General features: G+C 59.5%; 23 protein-coding genes. 11 read left to right on the top strand and 12 right to left on the bottom strand.

The features are described 5' to 3' along the window. Window positions 1–597 precede the first annotated feature (597 nt). The 6 genes from AC3E6W_RS00695 to AC3E6W_RS00670 all read right to left on the bottom strand — a co-directional run bounded on the left by AC3E6W_RS00695 (window position 598) and on the right by AC3E6W_RS00670 (window position 6,235). A complete protein-coding gene (locus AC3E6W_RS00695) occupies window positions 598–1,734 on the bottom strand; it encodes an acetate/propionate family kinase (RefSeq protein ID WP_313968411.1) in 1,137 nt (378 codons plus the stop codon). Window positions 1,735–2,331: 597 nt separating this feature from the next. Beyond that, window positions 2,332–4,020, bottom strand: a complete 1,689-nt coding sequence (locus AC3E6W_RS00690) for an RNA-guided endonuclease InsQ/TnpB family protein (RefSeq protein ID WP_490652083.1) — start codon at window positions 4,018–4,020, stop codon at window positions 2,332–2,334. A gap of 463 nt (window positions 4,021–4,483) precedes the next feature. Then, window positions 4,484–5,119: a Fic/DOC family protein gene (locus tag AC3E6W_RS00685; protein WP_490652082.1), complete on the bottom strand. Its 636-nt coding sequence runs from the start codon at window positions 5,117–5,119 to the stop codon at window positions 4,484–4,486. Between the two features lie 2 nt (window positions 5,120–5,121). After that, window positions 5,122–5,391, bottom strand: a complete 270-nt coding sequence (locus AC3E6W_RS00680) for an antitoxin VbhA family protein (protein ID WP_490652081.1) — start codon at window positions 5,389–5,391, stop codon at window positions 5,122–5,124. 66 nt (window positions 5,392–5,457) lie between these two features. After that, the gene (locus AC3E6W_RS00675; RefSeq protein ID WP_490652080.1) at window positions 5,458–6,018 is read right to left on the bottom strand and encodes an ATPase; all 561 of its coding nucleotides are present in this window, start codon (window positions 6,016–6,018) and stop codon (window positions 5,458–5,460) included. A gap of 28 nt (window positions 6,019–6,046) precedes the next feature. Beyond that, window positions 6,047–6,235 carry a transcriptional regulator gene (locus tag AC3E6W_RS00670; RefSeq protein ID WP_490652079.1) on the bottom strand — a complete coding sequence of 63 codons (189 nt, stop codon included), beginning with the start codon at window positions 6,233–6,235 and terminating at the stop codon, window positions 6,047–6,049. 685 nt (window positions 6,236–6,920) lie between these two features. Between AC3E6W_RS00670 and AC3E6W_RS00665 the strand changes: the two genes are divergently transcribed. Together AC3E6W_RS00665 and AC3E6W_RS00660 are read left to right on the top strand one after the other, a co-directional pair. Next, window positions 6,921–7,589 (top strand): DUF8175 domain-containg protein, encoded by a 669-nt coding sequence (locus tag AC3E6W_RS00665; RefSeq protein WP_049332396.1) that lies wholly within the window; start codon window positions 6,921–6,923, stop codon window positions 7,587–7,589. 72 nt (window positions 7,590–7,661) lie between these two features. Further along, a complete protein-coding gene (locus AC3E6W_RS00660; protein ID WP_141755735.1) occupies window positions 7,662–8,546 on the top strand; it encodes a hypothetical protein in 885 nt (294 codons plus the stop codon). A 338-nt stretch (window positions 8,547–8,884) separates the two neighbouring features. Here the strand turns inward: AC3E6W_RS00660 and AC3E6W_RS00655 are convergent, their stop codons facing one another. Next, complete coding sequence (locus tag AC3E6W_RS00655) at window positions 8,885–9,634, bottom strand: carbonic anhydrase (RefSeq protein WP_490652078.1); 750 nt, start codon at window positions 9,632–9,634, stop codon at window positions 8,885–8,887. A 424-nt stretch (window positions 9,635–10,058) separates the two neighbouring features. On the opposite strand from AC3E6W_RS00655, the gene AC3E6W_RS00650 reads away from it, so the two are divergent. Further along, the gene (locus AC3E6W_RS00650) at window positions 10,059–10,748 is read left to right on the top strand and encodes a DUF8175 domain-containg protein (protein WP_294646901.1); all 690 of its coding nucleotides are present in this window, start codon (window positions 10,059–10,061) and stop codon (window positions 10,746–10,748) included. Window positions 10,749–10,868: 120 nt separating this feature from the next. On the opposite strand, the gene AC3E6W_RS00645 is transcribed toward AC3E6W_RS00650, so the two are convergent. The 5 genes from AC3E6W_RS00645 to AC3E6W_RS00625 form a co-directional block, all read right to left on the bottom strand. After that, on the bottom strand, window positions 10,869–11,288 hold the full coding sequence (locus AC3E6W_RS00645; RefSeq protein ID WP_070680936.1) for a hypothetical protein: 420 nt from the start codon (window positions 11,286–11,288) through the stop codon (window positions 10,869–10,871). 134 nt (window positions 11,289–11,422) lie between these two features. After that, window positions 11,423–12,511: a diacylglycerol/lipid kinase family protein gene (locus AC3E6W_RS00640; protein ID WP_490652077.1), complete on the bottom strand. Its 1,089-nt coding sequence runs from the start codon at window positions 12,509–12,511 to the stop codon at window positions 11,423–11,425. Between the two features lie 99 nt (window positions 12,512–12,610). After that, window positions 12,611–13,921: a serine--tRNA ligase gene (gene serS / locus AC3E6W_RS00635; protein WP_490652076.1), complete on the bottom strand. Its 1,311-nt coding sequence runs from the start codon at window positions 13,919–13,921 to the stop codon at window positions 12,611–12,613. An 83-nt stretch (window positions 13,922–14,004) separates the two neighbouring features. After that, entirely contained in the window at window positions 14,005–14,952 is a 948-nt protein-coding gene (gene pheA, locus AC3E6W_RS00630; protein WP_490652075.1) for a prephenate dehydratase, read from the bottom strand. Window positions 14,953–15,134: 182 nt separating this feature from the next. Further along, the gene (locus AC3E6W_RS00625) at window positions 15,135–16,031 is read right to left on the bottom strand and encodes a spermidine synthase (protein ID WP_490652074.1); all 897 of its coding nucleotides are present in this window, start codon (window positions 16,029–16,031) and stop codon (window positions 15,135–15,137) included. Between the two features lie 164 nt (window positions 16,032–16,195). On the opposite strand from AC3E6W_RS00625, the gene AC3E6W_RS00620 reads away from it, so the two are divergent. The 8 genes from AC3E6W_RS00620 (at window position 16,196) to AC3E6W_RS00585 (ending at window position 26,433) form a co-directional block, all read left to right on the top strand. Then, a complete protein-coding gene (locus AC3E6W_RS00620; RefSeq protein WP_490652073.1) occupies window positions 16,196–16,819 on the top strand; it encodes a GNAT family N-acetyltransferase in 624 nt (207 codons plus the stop codon). 240 nt (window positions 16,820–17,059) lie between these two features. Then, window positions 17,060–19,150 carry a phosphate acetyltransferase gene (pta, locus tag AC3E6W_RS00615; protein ID WP_049332384.1) on the top strand — a complete coding sequence of 697 codons (2,091 nt, stop codon included), beginning with the start codon at window positions 17,060–17,062 and terminating at the stop codon, window positions 19,148–19,150. A gap of 277 nt (window positions 19,151–19,427) precedes the next feature. Continuing rightward, a complete protein-coding gene (locus tag AC3E6W_RS00610) occupies window positions 19,428–22,658 on the top strand; it encodes a DEAD/DEAH box helicase (RefSeq protein ID WP_490652072.1) in 3,231 nt (1,076 codons plus the stop codon). Window positions 22,659–23,047: 389 nt separating this feature from the next. Beyond that, window positions 23,048–23,785: a DUF6318 family protein gene (locus tag AC3E6W_RS00605; protein ID WP_490652071.1), complete on the top strand. Its 738-nt coding sequence runs from the start codon at window positions 23,048–23,050 to the stop codon at window positions 23,783–23,785. A 178-nt stretch (window positions 23,786–23,963) separates the two neighbouring features. Next, window positions 23,964–24,971 (top strand): peptide ABC transporter ATPase, encoded by a 1,008-nt coding sequence (locus AC3E6W_RS00600; protein WP_490652070.1) that lies wholly within the window; start codon window positions 23,964–23,966, stop codon window positions 24,969–24,971. 293 nt (window positions 24,972–25,264) lie between these two features. Continuing rightward, window positions 25,265–25,690, top strand: a complete 426-nt coding sequence (locus AC3E6W_RS00595) for a metal-sensitive transcriptional regulator (protein ID WP_070648748.1) — start codon at window positions 25,265–25,267, stop codon at window positions 25,688–25,690. A 65-nt stretch (window positions 25,691–25,755) separates the two neighbouring features. Then, window positions 25,756–25,971, top strand: a complete 216-nt coding sequence (locus AC3E6W_RS00590; RefSeq protein ID WP_294498976.1) for a heavy-metal-associated domain-containing protein — start codon at window positions 25,756–25,758, stop codon at window positions 25,969–25,971. Between the two features lie 75 nt (window positions 25,972–26,046). Then, window positions 26,047–26,433 carry a chorismate mutase gene (locus AC3E6W_RS00585; RefSeq protein WP_294627360.1) on the top strand — a complete coding sequence of 129 codons (387 nt, stop codon included), beginning with the start codon at window positions 26,047–26,049 and terminating at the stop codon, window positions 26,431–26,433. Window positions 26,434–26,450 lie beyond the last annotated feature (17 nt).

Below are 26,450 nucleotides of genomic sequence, written 5' to 3'. Positions count from 1 at the left end.
TGAGTTTTGCACATTGATCCACTTTATTTCTGTATATAAAATACAAAAAAGAAAAGTTATCGCAGTATGTGTTTAAACGTATACTTCAGAGTGTGCTCCCAGAATTCTTGTGCGGCTATAAATCCGCTTCAGTTCTTTTCGATGAACACTCGTTATATGAAAGCATAAAAATTTACATTCGTTGCTTCACAGCATGCAATAACTTGGATTGACAAAAATTTTTCTAGCAGCATTAATCTAGAATCATCAACCTTTTTTCACCTTCAACCTCAACTGCCATCAATGTTGGGATATTGCGAATCGACACACTCGACCCCCCCCCTTGCACAACTTTCCCAAGCAAGCAATAAATTTACACTTTATGTAGCATCTAAACCCACACTTTTAACTAACTTTCATTCTTGTTTTCTAAGTGACAGATGACATACATGCAATACATACCACATTGCCACAATATTGCATTGTAAAGTAAGTTGAATCACATACATTCATGCTAATGGATGCCCACAAAACAAGTCCGCCGTGGCACCCATACGGAATGGGCGCCACGGCGGATAACTTTACGCTCAGCCGCCTACACGGCGGGGTGCGTGAGGTTTAGAGGCTCTTGACGAGCTCCTCGGTAGCCTCGGCGATGGCCTTCTCCTCGTTGGTGGGGATGACCAGAACCTTGATGGCGGAATCCTCGGTGGAAATCACGCGGGGCTCGGGGGAGCGCTTAGCGTTCTCCTCCTCGTTGTACTTGATGCCCAGGGGGCCGAGGCGGTCCAGGACCAGCTTACGGAAGTCGCCGGAGTTCTCGCCGATACCTGCGGTGAAGATCAGAGCCTGCGCGCCACCAACAACCAGGTTGTAGCCGCCGATGTACTTCATCAGGCGGTAGGAGGTCATGTCCAGTGCGAGCTGTGCGCGCTCATCGCCGGACTGTGCAGCCTCAACGACCTTACGCATGTCGTTGGAGCCAGCCAGTGCGAGCAGGCCGGACTCCTTGTTCAGGATGGTGTCCAGGCGTGCGCCGTCAATGCCCTCACGAACCAGGATGGTGGTCAGTGCGGAGGGGTCGATGTCGCCGGAGCGGGTACCCATGATCAGGCCGGCCAGCGGGGTGTAGCCCATGGAGGTGTCGACGGACTTGCCGTCCTTCACCGCGGTCACGGATGCGCCGTTACCGAGGTGTGCCACGATGCCGTTGAACTTGTCGCGGGCGATGCCGAGCATGTCGGCTGCAACGTGGGAGACGTACTCGTGGCTGGTGCCGTGGAAGCCGTAGCGGCGGATGCTGTACTTGTCAGCCAGGTCGTAGGGGATTGCGTAGCGCCATGCTTCTTCGGGCATGGTGGAGTGGAACGCGGTGTCGAAGATGGCGACCTGCGGCAGGGAGGGCCACTTGTGCATTGCGGCGCGCATACCCTGAGCGTGTGCGGGGTTGTGCAGCGGTGCCAGCGGGGAGAGGTCGTCGATCTGCTGGACAACTTCCTCGGTGAGCAGGGTGGGGTGGGTAAACTTCTCCGCACCCTGCACCACGCGGTGACCGACTGCCTGCAGCTCGCGGCCTGCCAGGACGGGCTCAAGCTTCTCGGACATGATGTCGAATGCGACCTCGTGGTTGGGCACGTCGGTACCGATGTTTTCAACCAGGCCGGAGGCCAGCATCTGCTCTGCTTCGGGGAGGGAGGTGTCACGCACCTGGTACTTCAGGGAGGAAGAACCAGCGTTCACAACAAGAATAAGCATGAAAGTGTCTCTTTCGTAGTTTTCTTTTCGTTCCATTCTCGCACTTTTCGAGCCTGCGTGCGAGACGGCCCCGACCGTATTTTTAACGGGGGTTTTTACTAGGGGCAGCTTTGGGGCAGGAGGCGCGGGATTGGTGGGGTGTCAGAAGCTACCGGAGGATTAGCAACCAGGCACATGCCAGTTCATTTCTGCAAGCACGCAGAATGAGGAGCACGAACCCGGCACCTCTCTATTTATCCCCGCTCATGCAGGGAACCCTTCATGGGGTACTTCCTTTCGGTACGTGTCGTGGGCTCACCCCCGCACATACGGGGAAAACAACGCCTACGCACTGCGTACGGGACTGATTCAGGGCTCATCCCCGCGCATACGGGGAACACTGAGAGCCCCCGCTGGATTGTTCAGCCGTGGGAGGCTCATCCCCGCGCATACGGGGAACACTCCATCTTTTACTCCTTGAATTAACCCTTCTTGGGCTCATCCCCGCGCATACGGGGAACACACTCAGCCACAAGTCGCAATACCCAGCCAAAGACCAAAATTATTCAGTTTCCACACGTATACATAAATAAAGGGGATGAGTAGACGATTACTCGCCTACGGTGACCCGCCGCCAGTGGCGGCAGGCCTTGACGCATCCAACGCCACATCCCCCAACACCACCGAACCGGCAGCATCAGAGCCTGCGGCTCCGCGTCCGTTTAGACTCTCCCCCGTGCCGGGGGCGAGTTGCGCCTCATACATCCGCACAGCCTCCGCACGGATATTACGTGCCGCATTCACGTCACGATCAATCCGCACACCACAGGCCGCGCACTCAAAGACACGCACGTGGAGTCCGAGCTTGGTTTTCGCTCGTGCTCCGCAGGCGCTACACGTCTGAGAGGATGCAAAGAAGCGGTCAATAATCTGTACCTGCGAGCCGTACCAGCTGGCTTTGTATTCCAGCTGGCGGCGCAACGTACCAAAAGCGGCGTCCAGAATGGACCGGTTCAACCCGGCCTTCTGGCGCACACGCTTACCCGGTGCCTCAACGGTACCGGCAGCTGAGGCGGTCATACCCGCCACAGCCAAGTCTTCAAGCCCGATGAGGGTGTACCCGGTGGCCAGGCGCTTAGAGACCTGATGTAGACCGGATTCACGGCGCAAGGCTACCAGGTGGTGGTGCCGTGCAATCTGCCGCACAATGCGGGCACGACGATTAGAGCCCTTCTGGGCACGCGAGAGGGCACGCTGCAGACGCACCAGGCGCTTCTCAGCGGCACGTGCCCAGCGGGGGTTAGCCAAGGTAGGAGCACCGTTATCGGTGAACTCCAAGGAGGGGTACTGCGCGAAACGCTGCGGGGCCTGCTCGTCAGAGAGCGCGGCGAGGTATCGCACGCCCAAATCTACACCGACAGCACCAGCGGAACGCTGGGCACGGGTAGGGGTCACCGGGGTGCGGGACAGCTTAACAAGGATAGAAACATACCACCGGTCAGCAGCACGGGAGACAGTAAATGATTTGACATCAGCACCAGCACGCACAGCCTTCACTAGGGGCTTCGTGGTGTTATGAGTACGAATAACGCCCAAGGATGCCAGGCGCACGTGGCGGTAGTCCTCAATAGTCGGGGTGGTCTTAACTCCACGGCGCTTCAGCTGTGCCGTGCGACGTACATATTCAGGTGTGCCCCTCTTGTAGGGGGTGCCGTAGCCTCCAACTTCGTCATTACGTGGGTCGCGGTCGACAGTAAAAGAGTCACGGCTGATGCCCTTACGTTTGAAACGTGGAACACCCATTCGGGGGCCAGCACGCAGGCCTTTGAGGGATTCAAAATAGTTGCCCCACGCTGCATGGGCATTCTTTATCCCGGAGACTAGAACACGTCGGTCGATGGTGTGCATCCATGGCTCAGAAGACCGTTCAGTTTCAGGCCAAACCACGGCGGGGTCAGCGCCGTCAGCAATAGTCTGGGCGATAGCTTCATGACGCTGTCTCTCAGGGGTTAGGTATCGCTTTCCGTATTCAAAATGACCGATGTACTTATAAGCAGGGTTCTCTTCTTTGATGTCATCAAGCTCAGCCTTAGCAATAGCCTCAGTAGCACCTTCAGAAATGCGGGTATCCACGTATTCTGCGCAGGCGCGAGAAACCTTACGGTTATGGTCGGTGAACAGGTTGTACGTATAGCGCGCTGCGCCTGCGCACTGTGCCAGGGCGATTTTTTGTGCCTGATTGGGGTCGAGGCGGAATTTATAGGCACGGTACAGGGCACCATCGTCGGTGCTGGTTTTCTTTGCCATTGCCTTTCCTCCTCTTCTACGAGCTATAGAGATTATCTGTTTGGAAGTCTCTTATAAGGACCATAGGGGATACCCCTGACAAGATAAGGGGGTATTTTGGGGTACCCAAGAATATTTTGAAAATAAGTTCCCCCACAGCCGTAGAACCGATCCGTGAGATTTTTGTTGGGACGCAGCGTCTAGAAACGAGGACTACACCGAGGTGGGCAGCAAGAAAAATAGTGTAAAAAATCGCCAATTTTTTCACTATCCCCTCTGATTTTCAGGAAATAGTGAAAAAATCGGCGATTTTTTTCATAATCCAGGTCACATATAGGTGTTTCGGGGGTGGTGCCAGCCTCTCCCCCAGCACCTTCACCACGCCCGCTAGAGCACCTCGGGGTGGACCGCCACCTCACGGGGGCGGACATCCGCGCTTTAATGCCCTCATCGGGCATCTGCCCGAGGTGTTTTAGCGCCCTGACTAGGCATCACGCGGCACAGTAATGATGCCGAACAGCTGATGCAGCTCCTCCGGATGCACCTCAAAATACCCGCGATCCGGGCCGCTAAACATCGAACTCTGGTGCCAGCCGCGAAGGCCAGCACGCGCATAATCGAACCGGAAATTACTACGCGCCGCCAGGTGATCCATAAAAATACGGGTCGCGCGGCCGTTCCCCTCGCGGAAAGGGTGCGCATGGTTCAGGTGCGCGAAAATCGCGGCGGCAACCTCCACAAATTCCTGCTGGTTCAGGCTCGCCCAGTCGGTCGCACAGCTAGTGGTGAAAACGTAGTCGAGGTACCGGTCAATGCTCAGCGGCCCATCCTGAACGCTCGCGAAAGCACTCACACCCTTGGACATGTCCACGGTGCGGTACTCCCCCGCCCAGTCGTACACGTCCTGGAAGAGGTAGCGGTGAATAGCCTTGAAGTGCTCGGCATCGAAGGTGTGGGCGATGAGCTCGGGGTTCTTGGTGAGCTCGTAGCCTCGTCGGGTGATGATGCGGTGCTCGTAGAGCGAAAGCGCCGCGGGGTCCTTGATGCCCGGCTTGTTCCGCATGACGTGCTGGTAGGGTTCGGGGTAGAAGTACGCCGCCCAGTTCTGCTGCTGGCTCATGGCTATTCACCCTCCCCTGCACTCTGCTGACCCGCGTTTTGGCTTGTCAGCGCCTGGTAGGCGAGCGCCTTCGCTAGCGCTTGCCGGTCGTATTCTTCCGCAGTGATGCGCCCCAGCTCGTAGTCGATGAGTAGCGCGACGTCTTCGCGGGTGGGGTTGTCGCCCTCAAGCCAGGATGAGGCGAGGGGCTGAACCACGTTGCGGCGCTGCTCTTCGGTGAGCGACTCAAATAGTTCGGGGTAGCGCAGGTGCAGGTCAAAACGATCTGACACTGTATGTTCCTTTCTTACCTTCACAGGTCGACCTCACGGTCGGGTCGTGAGGGTGGGAGGTGACGGTTAGCTGAGGTGCAGACCGCATCTCGGCTCGTCGAGCAACACCTTTGAACCGGCACGCCAGTACACCGGTTCGTACCAGCGGGTGTTGTCGAAGACCCGCAGGATGTCCACGGAGGAGGCGAGCGCCTGCAGGTTCGCGTGGGAGCTGTCGTAGCGGCGGCGGATATCTGCCTCGTCAATACCGTGGCCGCCCTTGGCGACTCGGGCGGCGACCCGGTCCACGGCGGTGTCGGCGCTGTTGAGCGTCACGTACAGTAGGGTCACCTCGTACCCTTGGGCGTGGGCGCGGTCGATGAGGTTCTGGAAGGATTTGGCGTTACCCGCCAGGGTGGTTTCCTGGTGGATGGACTCGCCGGCCGCGAGCGCTTGGTGCAGGTCCTGCACAGTGTCTCGCATGGCGCGGGCGGCGTCGGCGGGGTTGCGCCAGTCGCCTCCTGCAGCGCGAAGTTTCTCGTCGGCATTGAGGCGGCGGGTGGCGCCGAAAATCTGCGGGTTGGTGCGGTAGAGGGTGCTCTTACCGGCTCCGTTGACCCCGCCGATGATGATGTACTGGGGCTTCATGTGCGGCTCCTTAGACTGCCTAAACGGCTTAGACGACGAAGTTCTCGTCGGCGAGAACAATGCGCTGCTTCTGCTGCAGAGAGTAGGTCTGCAGGGCGAGGTAGAAGCGGCGTTTTTCTTCGTCTTCTTCGGCTTCGATGAGCGGGGTGAAGACCTCTGAGCTGTTGTCTACGAGGTACCTGTGGAGCGCCTCAAAGTCGGGGGTGCTGTCTTCCATGGTTATCCCCTTTCCGGAAGGTAGTTGACGGGCTGGTATCGCTCGGTTACGTTGGCGGTTGCGCCGGGTTCGGTGGAAGAGTTCACTTCTTGTGCCCTCTGCTTCCCGATGGCGCGGGCGGCGGCCCCACTCACCAATTTTCTTGTGGGGCACCTCGTATATTCCAGCCTAACCCAGGTGCCGAAAACAGGCACCGCCCACGGTCATTCTGGGGAGGGTGCCGCCCGGCGTGACAAACCTCTGGATACTGGTTTCCGACGGATGGTAGTCTGATGGTGCATCAAAAACCTGAAGGCGGCACTAGTGACCCCGAGTTGCTAGGTTGGATGGATGGGCCCTCCTGGGTTGCAGGTGGTGAAATATATAGAAGCCACCACGCTGTCAGACAGGGATTTTGCCTCAGAAAGGCGCGCCCCACGGGGTGCGCCTTTTGCCGTGTTCTACGCTCTCTTCATGAGAGAACGACCGTTCACTCAGCGCCCTAGCGGCAGGCGTGATAGGGTAAATCTGACACCTGTACCGAGGCGCTGACAGTCCATTCGGAATCATCAATTCCTACCGTGGATTGGCACGCGGAGCCTCGCGCCGTCTTCACTCACTCCACACTCTACGAAAGCAGCCCCCGCACCAAGGGGCCGGGCCACGCCACGTTCCCACCGCTGGGAGCGCAAAGATTGGAGACACGTTGCAGCAAACACCCCATTCGAGCATCCCACGCGGAGTTTACGTCTTCCTCTACATCCTCGGCCTCATCGTCCTCGCCATCTTGCTGTTCATGGTGCCGCGAGGTGGAGCCTCCCCGGTCGAGCATCTAGGCTCCCCCAATCAGGCTGCGGCCGAACCCGGAACCTGCGGGGCCGGCGCATCCGCAGACAAGACTGTCCTGAAGACCGCACCGACGGACACCCAGTGGGTGACCACCGAATCGGGATGGATAGGCCCCGTCTCGCAGACCGCGGGCCCCGTCGTGGAATCCCCGATTCGTAGCTGTTTTGAGCACTCGGCGCAGGGTGCCCTGTACGCATCCGCGTGGGCACTCATCCACGTCAATGACAGCCCGGAGGCGTACCTGCCGACCGTCATCGGCCCCGGCGCGGAGCAAATCACCAAGGACCGCCTGCAGGACACGACGACCCGCACCGTCGTACGCATCATGGGGTACCGCTACATGTCGTACACCCCGGAACGCGCCGTCATCCGTATTCTTTTCCAAACCCCGTCAGGCACCTACCGTTACTTTGAGACGACCATGGAGTGGCACAACGGCGACTGGGCCCTGTGGGTACCCGCCGAGCAGCCGCAGGTGACCGACGAATTCGCCAAGGACAAGTACGTCACCTGGACGGCCGCGTAGGTTCCTCACGTTCGCCGCACCGCACGAGTAGCACGCAGATACACACTTTTACACTACGAAAAGGGCACCCCGATGTCGCAGACCCCCATGTCGGCCAGTAGTCCGGCTCCCATCCCAGCCCCCTCCACCAACTCGCCGATTCCGCAGGAGCAGATGCATCAGCGTCAGGACCTGCTGGAGCACCTCCGCCAGGTCATGCAGCTGGTGGATCGCGCCGCGCCCTGGGCCGATTCGATGAAGAGCGCGCAGAAGGCATACGTTGCCGCCGTACCTGAGCCCCCTCGGATTAAGCTCAAGCGGCTCTTCGTGGCCTGTTTTAAGCTGATTCCGTGGACATACCTTGCCAGCTCCATCATCATGCTGATCGCCTACCTACGCTACCTGTACGCCAACCCGCAGATTCACTCGAGCGATATTCCGTGGCACACCATTCACGTGCCGGCGATTGTCTCAGCGATTGTGATTGCGGCTCTCTGGTGGTCGCTGATGTACTTTGTCGCATACCCGCTGGCGGCGGCGAAGGTTGAGAGGGAGAACAACAAGCGTCGGGCGCATAACGACTCTGTGTGGAGCGACTATGAGGAGCCGGCCATCGCCGAGCTTTCTAAGGTGCACAACGAGTACATGGAGCGTTTCTCCCACTGGTTCCCGGAAGACTACCTGTACCCGAACGCGGCGGACACCCTGTACAAGTACGTTCGCCAGGGCCGCACCTACACCCTGCAGGAGGCGCTGAACCTGTACGAGCAGGAGAGGCACCAGCTGTGGGTGCGCCTGAGCATGGAGGAGCAGGCCCGCGAGACGCGAATTCACAACGCTATCGTGGAGGACATGATGGACAAGCAGCTGTACGAGCAGCGCAGGGCCAACGTTCTGCTATCCGGCATTTTGGTGGCGACTACGGCTACGGCGGTGGCCGCCTCGGCCCCCCGCCATCACTACCACTACCACTACTAGGCGCTACGAAAAGTAGCAAGCTCTACACGGGGAGGGGACGCACTCCGGTGCGCCCCCTCTCCCCTGCTTCTACGTTTGCGGGTTGGTCCTCTAGCTATCGGGATTTTTGCCGATTCACAGCGTATAGAGGCGAGGACTGCACCGGACTGGACGGCGAGAAAAATAGTGTAAAAAATCGCCGATTTTTTCACTATCCCCTCTGATTTTCAGGAAATAGTGAAAAAATCGGCGATTTTTTTCATAATCCAGGTCACATGTGGGCGTTTAGGGTACCGGGTGAGCTCCCCGACCCAGGCCCCCTGCAGGGGGCATCCTAGCAGGAAGCCGCGCCCATCGCTCTACTTATTCTGTTCCTTCAGTCGTTCCTTCACAAAGCTGTTGAAGCCCTGCGGCTCAAGGATATGAGACGCCTTCCACTTATCAGGGCGCTCCGCGGTACGGTGCAACCGCACATAGTAGGCGGGGCTGATACTTCCTTCGACCTTCACACAAACCGTGAGCCAGTAGGGATTGTCGCCACCAGGAACCTTCAGGGTCGGGTCATCAACCAGTTCAGCATTGGTGACGGTTCCCTTGAAAATATCAATACGAGAGTTAGGTCCATACCGGTTTTGCAGTTTGGGATCAATCATGGGGTAAAGCTCTTCTGACCATTCCTTGTACGGCTTGCCGCTGGTGTAGGCGGCAACAATTGCTTTCGCGGCTTCAAGGGCACGACCGCGGTCTTCGTCAGTGATGCTGTTGAGGGTAGGAACGCTGGAGGGCTGCTGGGGTCCGCCACCGGTTCCCGCCAGGGGTGAGGGGTCGAGGCTCACGGTCGGGGTCGGGGTGGATGCCGCGATGGTGGATGCTGCGGTGGTGCTTGCCTCTGCACTCGGGGAGGCGGTCACCTCGGCGACGGTGGGGGTACGGCCTGCGGTGGTGGTTGCAGGTGCAGGAGTGGTGGAGCTGGGGGTGGGGGTGCTGGTGGCAGCTGAGGCGCCACCGGTGATGAGGGTTCCGCCCGGTGCGGAGCTATCGGTGCTAGCGGAGCAGCCGGTCGCGAGCAGAGCGAGGACAGCGGCGGTTGCGGTGATTTTGCGGGTCATGGAGAGGGGCTTTCTCTGATGAACGGTATCTATGTATCGGTGTGATGCGTCTAGGCGGGGCATACGATGGGCAAAGCCTCGTTGCGACCGCCTGCGGCTGGTGTCTGCGTCGGGCGTTGACGCATAGTGGGTGCACGGTTCGGTACCGGATTATCGGTAGAAATTCGGTGTTTTTTCGTGCAGTCCAGCTCATATCATGGTAGCGCAGGGCGAGCACCTGCAGGATATTTGCATGCGTGGTAGGGTTGCTTCTGACACCGATAACCATGTGCCGTAGCGTTATCTTGCAGTCCTCGACGTTGCGTTCTGACTCAGAGGCGTTCTGCGGTACCGCATATTCTCATCACTCATTCAATCTCTGCCCTCCTGCTGGGGGTGGGTTTGTCGCGCCCCGACGCGGGGTCTACGTATTTTGGAGATTGTTATGGAGAACAAGGGTGGAGTCACTATCCCCCGCTGGGCTTTCGGACTGGCAGCAGCCGTCATCGCCCTCCTCGTCGTACTGGTCATCGTGCTCATTCCGCGCGGCGGCGATAATTCCAACACCTCCGCCGCGGGCGGTTCGAACGGTACAGCTCAGTCGAAGGCCACCTCAACGGTAGCGGCAGGCACCTGCGGTGCTGGCGCCTCAGACGACCAGGCAGTACTGGATGCAGCCCCCAAGGACACCACGTGGGTAACCACCGATGGGGGTTGGATGGGTCCGGTATCGAAGACCGCTGGCCCGATGGCAAATTCCCCGATGCGTAACTGCTTTGAACACTCGGCTGAAGGCGGATTGTATGCCGCAACCTGGGCTTATATCCAGATAATTGAGGCCCCGAAGGAGTATATGCCGACTATTGTTGGCCCCGGCGCCGATGCGCTCCGCGAACTCCGCATGAAGGACACCACCACGACCGCTCCGGTTCTCCACATTTCCGGTTACCGATACATCTCCTACACCCCGGAGCGTGCAACGGTGCGACTGCTGATCAAGACCCCGTCGGCTACGTACTGGTCTGCCGATATGGTGATGGAGTGGCACGACGGTGACTGGCACTATTGGGCTCCTGCTACTCCTACTGAAGTTGGCAAGGCTGACCCTGACGAGTTCATTACCTGGGGCTCCTAAAACCTAACAGCCTGCACAGGCAATAAAACGCGGTGGGGCACGACCTTTCAACAGGTCGTGCCCCACCGCGTTTATACGTTTAAGCCAGCTCTAGGAGCCAGCCCCTAGACGCCACCTCCGTCAGAAGAAGTCAATGTCAGGGAGGCCCGAAAATATCTCAGCAAAGAGCTCGTACGTACCTATCACAAAACGCTCGCTGCGGTCCTCCACCTCGCTATCAGCCCGCGAATACGTGAAAAGACCACCAATGATCTTCACACCAAAGAAATACAGCCCAACACAGCCAAGGACCAGAGCCACAAAAGGCATCACCAGCATGACCACAAAGTGAAGAATCACGTTATCAATCGAACCGCCAAGCAACACCAGGCCGACAATAACAACCCCCGTCACGATCAAACACACGGGCACACTCAGAACGTACATGCCCCAGGCGATGATACGTAGAACAGTCTTCCAGAAACCACGCCGCGGTTTCTCCCGCAGGCCATCCGCGGGATGCGGAAGATACGTGTGCTGAAGGGCAGGCTGGTTGCTCATCGTGGTTGTCTCCTGACGTACTCGGTGTATACATCAACAATCCCGAGAATACGCCACCCACCTGGGCGATTCCTCAAAAACAGGCGCCGCAAACGGCCCGCAACCCTAAAATACGCTCCTAAAACGTCGCGACCCTAGAGCACGTCCGGGTGAACCGCCACCTCCACGGCGGCAGGCAGCACCCGCGCGCTAATACGGTGCGCCGACGGCGCCGGGTCGCCATCCACCTCAACCGGCTGCGCACCATCCGGGAACTCCAGCACCACCTCGGACCCCACCAGGTGGCGAATCACCGGTAGCTCAACGCGCGGCGAACCCAGAATCGTACGGCGCATCACCTTCGCCATCAGCAGGCCCCACTCCACCAGGTCACGCGGGGACGCCACAATCACCTCAAGCTTGCCGTCGTGCACATCCGTCATATCCGCCAGACGAATACCGCCCTGCAGGCGACCGCAATTCGCGACCAGCACCGAACGCATGGGCAGGATGCGGGGCTCCCCACCGTCCACGCTGATGCGCACCGGATGCGACCTGCCCAGCATGTGCTTCATGCCGGACTGCACGTACGCGACCCAGCCGAACTTCGCCTTAATCTCCTCGTTCGTATCGTTCATGACGAGCGCGTCGAAGCCGGCACCACTCATCACAAAGAACGTGTGTTCGGTTTCTTCGCCGGTGGTGCCCATAGTCGACATCTCAATCGCGTCAACGTCCTGACCCGCGCCGTTGAGCGCAATATTCACGCACGCCGCCACGTCACTCACCGGAATATACAGGTTGCGCGCCAGCAGGTTACCGGTACCCATCGGCAGAATACCCAGGCGCGGCTTGGGCCCCTCGTGATGCGCCAGCGCCGCCGCCACGGCACGCACCGTACCGTCACCACCTGCGGCAATCAGCAGGTCAACGCCCTCGGCAATCAGCTCGCGGGCGGCCTCTGAGCCGGGCTCGTCCACGCGGGTGGTGCGCACCAGCGCCTTCGGGTGGCCGTTCGCCGCGAGGATACGTTCCAGAATCTCGACGGTGGCCGCGGCACCCGGCTTGCTCGGGTTGTACACCACGCCCACACGCTGCGCCTCACCGGTGGGCAGGGTCGGCAGAACGCCGAAGGGCGCGCCCAGTTCGATAGCGCGTCGGCGCGCCTTCTTGCGGGCACCAGTGGCGGAGGCGGTCAGCGCCGCCGCCGCAGAAACACCAAGGAGTTTACGGTAAAGAGGCATAGTTCTTAGACTACCTGCCCACGCAAAAACCCGCCCACCGTTTACGCGGTGAGCGGGTTTTCAGATGGTTTTGAGATTACTCAGCAGGCGGGGTTTCCCTTATTCAGCGGCTACTGCCGGGATGACCTCGGCACCACCCATGTACGGGCGCAGTGCTTCCGGAATCACAACAGAACCGTCAGCCTGCTGGTGAGTCTCCAGGATGGCCACCAACCAGCGAGTGGTTGCCAGGGTGCCGTTCAGGGTTGCCACAGAGCGGGTGCGGCCCTTACGCACGTTGCCTGCCTCGTCCACGGTGTCCGGGGTGCGCTCGCGAATGTTCAGGCGGCGCGCCTGGTAGGTGGTGCAGTTCGAGGTGGAGGTCAGCTCACGGTAGGTGCCCTGGGTGGGGACCCACGCCTCGCAGTCGAACTTGCGGGCTGCGGAGGTGCCCAGGTCGCCTGCGGCGGTGTCAATCACGCGGTATGCGAGGCCGCAGCGCTGCAGCATTTCCTCTTCGAGGGACAGCAGCTTCTCGTGCATCTCTTCTGCCTGCTCGACGGGGCAGTAGACGAACATTTCAGCCTTGTTGAACTGGTGCACACGAATGATGCCGCGGGTGTCCTTACCAGCGGAGCCTGCCTCACGGCGGTAGCAGGAGGACCAGCCCAGGTACTTCTTCGCACCCTTCTCAAAGTCGAGAATTTCGTCGGTGTGGTAGCCGGCGAGCGCCACCTCGGAGGTGCCGACCAGGTACAGGTCGTCGCGTTCGAGGCGGTAGATTTCGTCGTCGTGCTTGACGTTGAAGCCGGTGCCGTTCATGATTTCGGGGCGCACCAGGGTGGGGGTGGTCATCATGGTGAAGCCGTGCTCGGTTGCGAGGTCGAGCGCCATCCACATGAGTGCCTGCTCCAGGCGGGCCACCTGGCCCTTGAGGAAGTAGAAGCGTGCGCCGGAAACCTTCGCGCCACGGGCCATGTCGATGCCGTCGACGAGCTCGCCGATCTCGAGGTGGTCGCGCGGCTCGAAGCCGTCAGCGGTGAAGTCGCGGGGGGTGCCGACCTTCTTGACGACCACGTAATCGTCTTCGCCGCCGGTGGGCACGCCGTCGATGATGAGGTTCTCGATGCTGCTGATCAGTTCCTCGTATTCGGCGGTCTTCGCCTCGGAGGATGCCTTCGCCTCGTTGACGCGGGCGGCCAGTTCCTTGGCCTGTGCGACGAGTGCGGGCTTTTCTTCCTTGGGTGCCTTGGCAACCTTCTTGCCGAAGGCGTTCTGCTCGGCGCGCAGGGTCTCGTATTCGCCGATGAGTGCGCGGCGTGCGGTGTCGGCTTCGAGGATGCGGTCGACGTGGGTTTCGTCCTTGCCGCGTGCTCGCTGGGAGGCGCGGAAGGCGTCGGGGTTTTCGCGGAGGAGGTTAATATCAATCACTGTTTTATCCTACCTAATCTTGCGGTGGGGTGCGTGCGGGGTTTGCGCTGGCCGGTAGCTAGCGGCGACCGGTTAGCGTGCCTCTAGTGGCGCTGCAGCTGTGCGGGGCGACCATTGGGGAAGAGCGACTCGACCCATTCGTGTGCGGCGTCGAAGGAGCCGTCGGAGTGGATGCTGTCGACTTCGGTGTTTTCGTGGTCAGCGCGCGGGTAGGAGCCGAGGAATTTCAGCGTCGGGGAGACGCGGTGCAGGCCGCGCAGTGCATCGCGCATGCGTGCCTCGTAGATGTGGCCGTCGGCGTCGATGCTGAACGAGTAGGAGCCCATGCCTTCGCCGGTGGGGCGCGATTCGATGCGGGAAAGGTTCACTCCGCGCACGGAGAACTGTTCGAGCAGTTCGAGCAGGGCGCCGGCGCGGTTGGCGGGCAGCGGCACGGTCAGGGTGGTCTTGTCGGAGCCGGTCGGTTCGGGAATGTCGGCGGTGCGGGAGAGCAACACGAAGCGGGTCACGGCGTTCTTGTTGTCGCCGATGTTGTCCTGGATGACGTGCAGTTCCGGGTGGTAGTTCAGCAGCGCCGGGGAGCAGATTGCCGCATCGTAGGTGCAGCCCTCTTCGAGCAGGCCGACAGCCGCAGCGGCGGTGGAGGAGCCGGGCAGGTAGGCGGCGGTGGGCACGTTCTCCTGGGCCCAGCCGCGCACCTGCGCCCAGGCGTGCGAGTGCGTGGAGATGGTCTTGACGTTTTCAATGCTGAGGAGCTTCGCGGCGACCAGCACGAAGCGGATCGGCACGAGCACCTCGCGGATAATGCGTACACCCTCGCTGGCTGCGATAGCGTCCAGGGTGGCGCTCACGCCGCCCTCCACGGAGTTTTCGATGGGCACCATGGCGGCGTCCGCCTCGCCCGCGTTCAGGCGTGCGAGCGCGTCGGGCACGCTGGTGGCGGGGATGCGTTCGGCGTCGGATGCGCCGGGGACGCTCAGCAGGGCGGATTCAGTGAAGGTGCCGGAGGGGCCCAGATAGGTGTATCGCATGGTCACCATGGTATCGGGTTGGGGTCGGTAGCGGTGGGGTTTCGCCCGTGCCGTATATATCTCGGAATGGCTTCGGTCATGGGTTGGCGATTTTAGGGGTGGGTTAGTGACGTTGGGGGTGGTTAAGACCCACCCCCAACGTCACTAACCTATCCCCGAAGGAACTAACCTATCCCCGAAATCTAACCCGCGAACTGGCGCACCCGCGCGGTGTCCCAGTACTGGGCGGGCACGCCTCCACCCATGAGCTCGCGGGAAATAGCGGCCGCCTGCACGGAGCCGGCCTCCGGCAGGGGCGCGTGCGAACCGGCAATAATGACGTTGCCGCGGCGGCGACCCTTCAACATGGCCGAATCCGCCACAATACACACGTACTCGAACACCTCAAGCAGGGCGGACGCCTCCGCACGGGCACCGGTCAGCGCCGGCCCGTCGCCGCAGTTCAGGATGTACAGGCCACCGGGTGCGAGCGACTCGGCGACGGTGCGGGTGAACTCGACGGTGGTGAGCGCCTCGGGGGTGGTGTCCCCGGCGAATACGTCACGAATCAGCACGTCGCGGGAAGCCGGGGCAAACGTGGAGGTGACGGCACCCGCCTCGCCCACGCGAATCTTCACGCGCGGCGCCTTGGGGATGTCAAACCAGGCGCGCACATACTCGGCGAGCTTGGCATCCAGCTCAACGACCGTGTTGCGGCTGGTCGGGTACAGGTCAGCGAAATAGCGCGCCATGGAGCAGGCGCCGCCGCCGAGGTGGGTGATGCGCAGCTTCGCGGCGTCCAGGTGCTCCTCCACGTGCGAGGAGACGACCGCCGCGATCCAGCGCATGTACTCAAAATCCAGCTGGCGGGGTTCGCCCACGATTACGTGGGAAGACTGCACGCCGTTGATGAGCAGCAGCCAGCCGTCGGCGTGGTAGCCGTCGGGGACGAGCTCCGCCTCACCCGTGGAGATGGGGTACACGCCTGCCGCCGCGCCCTGCACGGGGGTGTTCTCGGTATCGTCGGCCCGGTTCTTCTGCTGCTTCTGGGATTTCTGCGCCTTTTGGGTTTTCTTGGGTGCCCTGCTCTTTTTCGCCATACCCTCTAGCCTAGCCGACGGCCCGCCCCCGGTCAGCGCCGCACCTAATCGGGGGCGGGCCGCCCGACGGCGCTCGCATCCCGGGGTGCCGCTCCCGCACGCCCCTAGCGTACGCACCCGTGAGGAACCGCCTCGGCAGAAACAGGCTGAGTAGACTGGAACCCATGGGATTTGTATGTCAGGGCCGCTACGTGCTCGCACCGATTGAACCGACCGACGCCGAAAAGTACGTCAACCTGCAGCTGGACTGCATGGAGCAAACCTACGACCCGCTCTACTTTGACGCGCTCGGGGAGAGCTTCACCGCCCGCCACCGAGCCGAACGCGACGAATACCTTGAAGACTTCCACCGCCACATCTCCTCCCCCACCGTGCGCGGCTTCTTCGCCTATGAGGTGCCCGGCTGGACCCCCGACGGCGGGCTCTCCTGCTCCATCGGCGCGCGGATTGACTGGGAGAAGCCGGTCGGCCTGATGCTCTCGCTCTGCGAGCCCTCCGAGTGGGAGCTCGAACGCGCCGATTCCATGCCCGAGCTGCCCGCGGGCACCCGCAAACTCGCGCACCTGTACACCCTCAACCACACGCACGGTACCGGCCTGGGGCGTGAGCTGTACGAGTCCGCCATCTACCCGGACGAGAACTCCTACCTGTGGGTCATGGCCGAAAACGAACGGGCGCTCTCCTTCTACGAGCGTCTCGGCTACCGGCGCGACAGCATCGAATTTGAGGCACGCGGCATCTGGGCGCCCGGCCACAGCGTGCGGTACGCGCGCATCCCCAACCCGTAAACAGCCTCCAGACGGAAGACCAAATGGCTAGTCCAACGGCTGCGGGCACCGCGAGGCACGCGGCGGCCCCACCCGGAACGCCGTGCGACACATCGCACCCTGAACGCTGTTAGGCGCCACACCCGCAAAGTCTTAACATAGAAAGTGACCTACGCTCGACGCACACCGCACAGACACAGGGAACCCCTGCGCACGCGCGGTACCGGCGCCGAACGCCACCCCACCGAAGGAAAGTAGAATATGACCACCGGTCTTTACCTCTCCGCTACGTCCCCGAACTCGGGCAAGTCCCTGATTGCCCTGGGCCTGGCAGATTCCCTGATTAAGCGCGCGGACCGCGTCGGCTTCTTCCGCCCCGTCTTCGACGGCGCAACCATCGCTGACGACCCCGTAGCACGCCTGATTCGCGAGCACTTCAACCTCTCCGAGGAGCAGGTCGGCGGCGCCGTCTCCATGAACGACGCACTCGCACTCATCGCTGAGGGCGACACCGAAGAGATTTCCTCCCGCGCGGTATCCGCCTACGAGAAGGTCGCAGCCAACAGCGACGTCGTGATTGTTGACGGCGCCTACCTGCCCGCCAACGCACTCGCAGTCGAATTCGACCTGAACGTCCAGATTGCACGCGACCTGGGCCTGCCCGTCGTCGCTATCGTCGGTGCGCAGGAAGCCACCGTCGAAGAGGCAGTCACCGCCGTTGACGTGGCCCGCACCGAGCTGACCGCATCCAAGGCTGACCTGCTCGCCGTCATCGTCAACCGTGCAGAGCCCACCCTGCGCGAGGACATCGAGAAGTCCGTCAAGCGCGGCGAGGCAAACCTGCCCGTCTACGTGCTGCCCGAGATTTCCGAGCTGACCGCTCCGACCGTCGGTGAGGTGGCCGAGGCCCTCAAGCTCGACACCGCCGGCGTGAAGGCTGAGGACCTCAGCCGCGATATTCACGGCATCAAGGTCGCCGCCATGACCGTCTCCAACTTCCTGGGCCAGTTCGTCGACGGCGACTTCGTGATTGTCCCCGGCGACCGTGCAGACATCGTGGCCGCAACCCTGGCCTCCGCACTGGCACCGTCCTTCCCCGCTCCCTCGGGCGTGCTGCTCACCGGCGGCCTGGACGACGTTTCCGGCCAGCACACCGCCGTGGGCGAGCTCATCAAGAACGCACCCTTCCCGGTGCTGTCCACCGAGCACGACACCTTCAAGTCCGCACGCGCCGTCTCCCGCGTGCACGGCTCCCTCGAGAGCGGTCACCAGCGCAAGCTGGCCGCCGCCCTGGGTGGCTGGGACGAGCACGTCAACAAGGACGAGCTGCTGTCCCGCCTGTCCATCGAGCGCCCGGCTTCCATGACCCCGCTGCGCTTCCTGCACAACCTCATCGAGACCGCACGCGCAAACCGCCGCTCCGTGGTCCTGCCCGAGGGTTACGACGTGCGTATCCTGCGTGCATCCGAAATCATTGCACGCCGCGACTTCTGCGACCTGATTCTGCTCGGCAACCCCGCCAAGATTGCAGAGATTTGCCAGGCTGAGGGTATTGAGCTGCCCAGCTCGATCCGCATCATCGACATCGAGAACAACGAGTACTCCGAGGACTTCGCCGCAACCTACGCCGAGCTGCGTGCACACAAGGGTGTCACCATTGAGGCTGCTCGCGAGCGCATGACCGACCCCTCGTACTTCGGCACCATGCTCGTTTACAAGGGCATCGCCGACGGCATGGTTTCCGGTGCTGTGAACACCACCGCGAACACCATCCGCCCCTCGCTCGAGTTCATCAAGACCCGCCCCGGCACCAAGATCGTCTCCTCCGTCTTCCTGATGCTGATGGAAGACCGCGTTCTGGTCTACGGCGACTGCGCAGTGAACCCGAACCCGAACGCAGAGCAGCTGGCCGACATTGCGAAGGCATCCGCAGAGACTGCACGCCAGTTCGGTGTGGAGCCGAAGGTTGCTATGCTGTCCTACTCGACCGGCACCTCCGGCGCTGGCGCAGACGTGGACGTTGTGCGCGAGGCAACCGAGATCGTGCGCGCTTCGAACCCCGACTTCGCGGTTGAGGGCCCGATCCAGTACGACGCTGCTTCGAACATGTCCATTGCGTCGACCAAGCTGCCCGGCAGCGAGGTTGCTGGTCAGGCTACCGTGTTCGTCTTCCCCGACCTGAACACCGGTAACAACACCTACAAGGCTGTTCAGCAGTCTTCGGGTGCTGCCGCTGTGGGCCCGGTTCTGCAGGGTCTGCGTAAGCCCGTGAACGACCTGTCGCGCGGTACCACCGTTGAGGACATCATCAACACCGTTGCGATCACCGCAATTCAGGCACAGAGCCTGTAAGCCGGTTTTGGGTTGCTGATTGAGGCCGCCCCGGCCGCTGCACCCCCGTGTGGGGGCAGTGGACGGGGCGGTTTTGTGTTGACTTTTACTTTTAATGCGCCGAGAAGCCACATGTGTTTCGAAAAGCAACAAGTTACGTGGCTTCTCGAAACACATGTGGCTTCTCGAGGAAGATGCAGGGCAGAATTTTTGTAATTACAGGATTCCACCACCCCGACCCCGTGAGCCGGTGACCACCCAAGCAGCAGCAAACCGCCCGGGCTGCTAGGCTGCTGCTATGACCACGACTGACGAAACTCTCCCCCTGGGACTGTACGAACACCTCAAGAGCGCATCGCTCATGAGCCACGCCATCCCCGAAGGCGCACAATGGCAGGAAGAAATTCTCAAAAAGGACGACTACAACATCCCCGAACTGCTCACCCAGTTCTTTGCCACCCAGCTGGCCCCCGCCCTCGAAAGCCTCAAAACCCCTGCAGACCAGGTGGAACTCGTCAACCGCATGATGGAGCTCCTACCGCAGGATGCCGAAGAGCAGAACGATTCATTGCTGACCGATGACGACAGCAACGTAATTCAGATGCGCGAACTCGCCCTCACGAATACAAAGACTACGCGCCCCGACATTCCTCTGAGCGACGTTGCTCTGATGACGAATACTTCTAAAGACCTGAATCTCAATACTGAAATTCAGAAAGAATTAGAAAGTGCAGACCGTGTAGATTTGCTCTGCTCATTTCTTAAAATGTCCGGTGTTAATAGTTTGAGTGAGCAGCTTAAAGCTATTAAAAATCGCGGTATTCCTTTTCGTATTATTACCACCACTTACATGGGCGCAACCGACCGAAAGGCTATTGACCGCCTCGTTGAAGAGTACGGTGCCGAGGTAAAAATCAGTTACCAGGGCGACAGCACCCGCCTGCACGCGAAGGCCTGGCTGTTCCACCGCAATACCGGCATGTCCACCGGCTATGTGGGCAGCTCGAACCTCTCCAGCGCCGCGCTCACTGACGGCCTGGAGTGGAATGTTCGCATCTCCAGCCCGATTACTCCCGGCCTGATCCGCCAGTTTGAAGGCCTGTTCGAGAGCTACTGGAAGAGCGGCGATTTCACTCTTTACACCGCCTCTGACAAGGAGAAACAGGAGCTCGACACTGTCCTGGCCAAGGCGGATATTACCGGCCGTAAAAGCAAGGGCCTGGAGTACGATATCGACTCGTCCCTGCTGGATGTGCACCCGTTCCCGCACCAGGAGCGCATGCTTGAAGAAATGCAGAACGCTCGTTCTAAGGGTCGTCACCGCAACCTCGCCGTGGCCGCAACCGGCACCGGCAAAACCGTGTTCTCGGCTCTCGATTACAGGCGCCTCTGCGAGCAGTCCGGCAAAAAGCTGAAGCTGCTTTTTATTGCGCACCGCAAAGAAATCCTTGACCAGGCGCGTCGCACTTTCGGCGACGTCATGCTAAAAGGTAATTTCGGTGAGCTCCTGACCGGCGGCAAAAAGCCTGAATACAATGAGGCTGTTTTTGCAACCATTCAAACGTTGTCAGGTGCCGCCCTCGAAAACTATGCACCGGACTATTTCGATGTCATCATCATGGACGAATGTCACCACATTGAAGCTGTCAGCTGGGACAAAGTTTTCAACTATTTTAAGCCCCGCGAATTTATCGGCCTGACCGCAACCCCCGAACGAGAAGACGGGGTGAACATCGCCGACAAGTACTTTGACGGCTACGTGGCAACCTCTATCCGCCTGTGGGACGCACTCGAAGACAACCTCCTCGTACCCTTCCAGTACTTCGGTATTGCCGACGGCACCGACCTGCGCCACATCAACATTCGTGGTGGCTGGTACGACGAAAACGACCTGGCAAAACGGTACACCGACCATGAAGATGCTAAACGCCGCCTGCGCATCATCGTGAAGGAACTACGCGAGAAGGTCGACAACCCCCTGCGCATGAAGGCGCTCGGGTTCTGCGTGAACGTGAAGCACGCCAAATACATGGCACAGAAGTTCAACGAGGTGGGTATTCCCGCTGATTTCTTGGTGGGAGATGATAGCTCCAAACGTCGTGATGAGGTTATGAAAAAGTTCATGAGTGACGATCATGAACTTGCTGTTATTTTCACCGTGGACCTGTTCAACGAGGGCGTCGATATTCCGAGCGTCGACACCCTCCTGATGCTGCGCCCCACCCAGTCGCTCACCCTCTTCCTGCAGCAGCTGGGCCGCGGTCTGCGCCGTGCACCGTTGAAGTCTGTTCTGACGGTCCTCGACTTTGTGGGACACCAGAACAAGAACTTCATGGTTCACCACAAGTACCGCGCCTTTACGCGGCAGGGTACCCTGACCGAGCGGGACATTGAGAGCCCTGAACTGCCGGCTGGCTGTCACTTTCATCTGGACGAGCTGACTCAGAAGCAAGTTCTCGAGAAAATTCGTGAGTCCCTGCGTATGAATAAAAACGCCCTCATCGACACCGTCAAGAGCTACCTGGAAGATATCCGCCAAAACTCCACGGACCTCGATATTCGCCCCACCGTCATTGACTTCATCAACCACTACGGATTGGGACTGCCGCAGATTTACGGCCGTAGCAGCAAGGTGACCCTGCCCGGTGTCACTAAGCCCGTCGCAACGACCTGGACCAGTCTCCAGGCCGCGAGTGGACTGTACCCCGACCTGGTGGTTCCTTTCCAGGACAACGTGGCCGTCGAGACGAATAAGCGAGTCAAGGCACTCACGCACGTGCACGATATGTTCCGCATTAACGCCTACCTGGAGCTGCTGAACACGGACATCCTGGAGCAGGACATGACCGATGAACAGCACCGCCACGCATGGATGCTCCTGTTCTCCATTTGGCCTTATGCCAAGTGGGACGGTTCTACCAAGAAGTTCACCCTCGACGAGGGCCTGGCAACTCTACGTAAGAGCCGCGGTATTCTGCAAGAGTTAGAAAGCGTCTGGAACTTCAACGCCGCTACGGATACCTCCTCTACCCTGCCGCTCTTTGAGGGCGAAGACATTCCTCTGCGCACTCACGCTTTCTACTCCCGTGAGGAACTATTTGCCGGTTTGGGTGGTCATGAGGAGAACTTTAAGGTTCCTGGTGTTTCGGTCAACGGTGTCGTACCTTTCAACTCGTCAAACACCACCGCACTACTAGTGAATTTGGAGAAGTCTGAAAAGCATTTCTCCCCAACCACCATGTACAAGGACTACGCCATTAGCACTGACGAGTTCGCGTGGGACTCACAGAACGCAACCACCCCCGAAAGCACGCTGGGTCAGCTCTTCCAGCATCATGAGGAGCAAGGCCGACGCATCGTTCTTTTTGTTCGCCGCAACAAGAAGGATGCTATAGGCACCAGCCCTTACATGTGCCTGGGCACCGTGAAATACATTTCTCACGAGGGCTCCAAGCCGATGCATATTCGCTGGTCGTTGGACCGACCGATGCCGGCGTCCATGTTCCAGATCGCAAAGATTGCCTCGTAGGCGCTGAATGACCGCAGCAGGCGGCCCTGGATACGGAAGTGTCCGGGGCCGCCTGCTTTTTAGACCGAGGTTTTCGATAGGTTAGTGCCTTCACCGTGGGTCTTTAACCCGCGGTGAAGGCGCCCTATCGACCGGTCCCAACACGAGAAGCCGCACACACCACCCGGCAGACGAAGACGCTCGAACAACGAACTTTCACCACCAAAAACCTCAAAAGACTGCAAAAGATGGCAAACATCCTGTAAGGTGGTCTCGGGACCCAAAGCGATGCACCGGTGCATCGACAGCATGGAATACCTAGCCAGAACACTTTCGAGGCACGTCGCCGTACCTATAGAAACATTCTCGACTAGCACATACACACCATCACCGACGATTGGAGCACCACAATGGGACCTGAATCCGTTTTGACCCGCCGCACCCTGCTGAGTGGCGGCGCACTCTTCGGCCTGACCGGCCTGCTTGCGGCATGCGGTCAGCAGGCAAATAACGAGGCGGCAGCCACCGCATCTGCCGTGCCGAGCGAAACCGCTACGGCATCAGCTTCGGCTACCGAGGCGTCTTCGGCCTCGGCGACCCCGAGCCCTGTCATTACCCGCGGCTACTCCGGTGGCTCGAAGGCCCCCGATGGCGAGTACCGTAAGGCTGACGCGTATGGCCCTGCACAGAATGTCCCGAAGCCCCCGAATCGAAAAAAATACCCCGAAACTCAAGAAGGGGCTCTCGACATGATGAACGACTGGACCATATCTCATAACTATGCGGTTCAGACGGGTAATTGCGAATATGCCAAATCTTATGTGAAAAAAGAAACTGATGAAGATAAATTCTATGGATATGTCGAACGCCTTTATAAGCGCGGTGGATGGATTATTAACGGGCTTGATAAATACCAGCTTGAGGGCCAGTTTATCTATGATAAAAAATCTAAAGAATATACCCTCATGCTAAAGCATATTTGGGAATATGCAATGTATGTTGAACCTGATGGGTCATATACCGAGGACGCCAATACAGCAGAGGGGGATGATAACGGCGCTTATATTCTCAAGTATTCAGATGGGTTTTGGACAATCGTTGGTTCACTCTCCCAGGAGCAACTGAAAGAAAAAGGGTTGTTGAAATAGTATGCTACGTATTAGGAAAATGGGAAGTGCATGTTCGCTTACTTTTGCACTCATCGCATCATCTATTTTTAGTAATATTCCTCCTGCGGGGAGCCAGGAGTGCAACAGCGATAAAGGCCATGCTGTATGCTTCACGAAGGAAAAAACTCCTCAACGGAATTTCGCGAGGCGAGGCAGTATGGATGCCACTACAGAATCAAACGATTCTAAGTCATCACTTGAAATACAAGCAGAGAACCAGCGAATAGAAGAAGAATTTCATAGAAAATACAACGAAACAAAAAACGGATTAGGTCAGCCAATGTATATTCCCAAAGGCGATGCACGCAAGCCAGGAGAGGCGGAATGTCTTGCAGAAGGCAGGCAGCCTGGCAAATACGCCCGCGTCCGAGAGATGCCTGCTGGTGATGAAGAGGTAAATTACAATTCAAAAACGGGACTGGGAACTTATTGTCAGGCGCTCAACGCTAAAACTCTGACACCAAATAATCCCGCCGAACCCAAGGGCCCCACTCTTGAGGAAATGCTCCAAGAAATCGAGGACCAATTCGCTAACACCAATATCCAGGCCCCTGTTTTGAAGCAGTCCTACAACCTCGGCACCGGCCTCGGCGAAAACAACCCCAACGTCTACAAGAACCAAGCCGTCAACTTCTACGTCGACGCACCCACCGCACGTTGGGAAGGCGACCTCATGATCGGCCACGTAGAAATCGAATCCTATCCCACCCAGATGACCATCCAATACGGCAACGGTGACGAGGATACTTTCTACACCATGGGTAAGCCGGTTAGCAGGGCACGCGGCGAAGAGCCACGCAAGACCGCCACCAGTTATGTGTATAAGCGTTCGGGTAATTTCCATGCCTACGCAACAGTGTCTTACTCTGGTCGTTTCCGGGTGAACGGCGGCAATTGGCAGGCGTTGGATGTTGTGCTAACGAAAGATACCGTTGACCCGCTACTGATTCGTGTGTGGTGGGTTGATGTGGGACGCGTCGGCGGCACCTGCGATGACGACGACACCCGCTGGGGCTGCAAGAACGACCCCACCATGGGTAAAAAGGATAACCCGAACCCCAGGTTGCGCAAGGCTGACATCCGTACCGGCCAGCGCTGGCATCTCAACGATAGCGGTGACGGGGACACAGAGTATTCGTTGCACCGCGACTGGCCCGACATGTAAACCAACTCTGACCCAATATATAAATAACCGCAGCAGGCGGCCCCGGATGCATGTGCGTCCGGGGCCGCTTTTGTTTTACCGTGCCGTGCCGAAAAATTGTGCCATAGGTTAGTATCTTTGGTCGTAGTTAAAAACCATGGCAGAAGACACTAAACCATGGCACAAATTCTGCACGGGTTACAGCCCCATAGCGAAAATTCTCGGCGTAAAGAGTCTCGGCATGAAAACCCATACCGCGTAACAACTCGTAACACCCCCTTGCGGGATACCCCCCTAGGGTATACACTTAAGCCATGGAAACCACTAGCAACCAGTGCTGCCACAGCACATCCGACCAGGTCAGCACCGCATCCGACGCACCCGCCAAGGAACAGTCCGAGGCGCACACCGGCGCATGCTGCGGCGGCGAGGCGCCCGAAACCCAGCACGGTTACGCCTCCAACAAAGAGGCGCACCTCAAGCGCCTGCGCCGCATCGAAGGGCAGGTCCGCGGCATCGCCCGCATGGTCGATGAAGACAAGTACTGCATCGACATCCTCACCCAGGTTGCCGCGGTCTCCAAGGCACTCCACGCCGTCTCCCTGAACCTGCTCGAAGAGCACATCGGCCACTGCGTGACCGGCGCCGCCGTCGAATCCGAACGCACCGGCGACCCGACCATCGCAGAAGCCAAGGTCAAAGAGGCAACCGCCGCCATTTCCCGCCTCATGCGCAGCTAAACACGCTGCCCCTAAACACCGGGCGGACCCAAGTTTTCAACCCCACAACCGAAAGGAAACTCATCATGAGCACCACCACCGTTAAGGCAACCGGCCTGACCTGCAACCACTGCGCTATGAGCGTCAGCGAAGAGATCAGCGAAGTTCCCGGCGTCACCGGCGTGACCGTGGACGTCGTCAAGGACGGCGTCTCCACCGTGACCATTGAGCACGAGGGCACCCTCAACACCCAGGCCGTCGCAGACGCTATCGTCGAGGCTGGCTTCACCCCCGCCGTCTAATCGACCGCCACACAACAGCCCCGGGACAACTCAAACCGGTACGCTAGACATAGCAACCCACACCCAGGAGTCACCATGGCATACCCGGCTAACTACATCGCAATGGTCGTCGGCGCGGTTCGCACCCTCGTCGGCGTCGATAACATGCACCTGCGCGACGCGATTGCCCGCGTCGCCCGGCAGATGAGCCTGGACCCCGCCCTGGTCGATTCCTGGGTCAAGCAGAGCCCCGAATACAAGACCCGCGAAGAGGCTAAGGGCGCCTCACGACGCGGCGGCACCAGCGAAAATAAACGTTCCGCCGAGCATGAGCAGGGTCTGAAGGCTCGCGAGAAGGCGAACGCTTCGCCGTTCCCGCGGGCCGCTGTGAAACGCGCGTACGGTGTCTCCGATCGAGGCGCGAAGGTGACCGGTGTTCGCCCGCACACGACCCGCCCGGATGGGCTACCCGGCGACCACTAAGCCGCGTTGATTTTCCC

Source organism: Rothia sp. SCPM-O-B-18226 (M350), from assembly GCF_058213595.1.
This window is presented reverse-complemented; position numbering and strand designations above follow the sequence as displayed.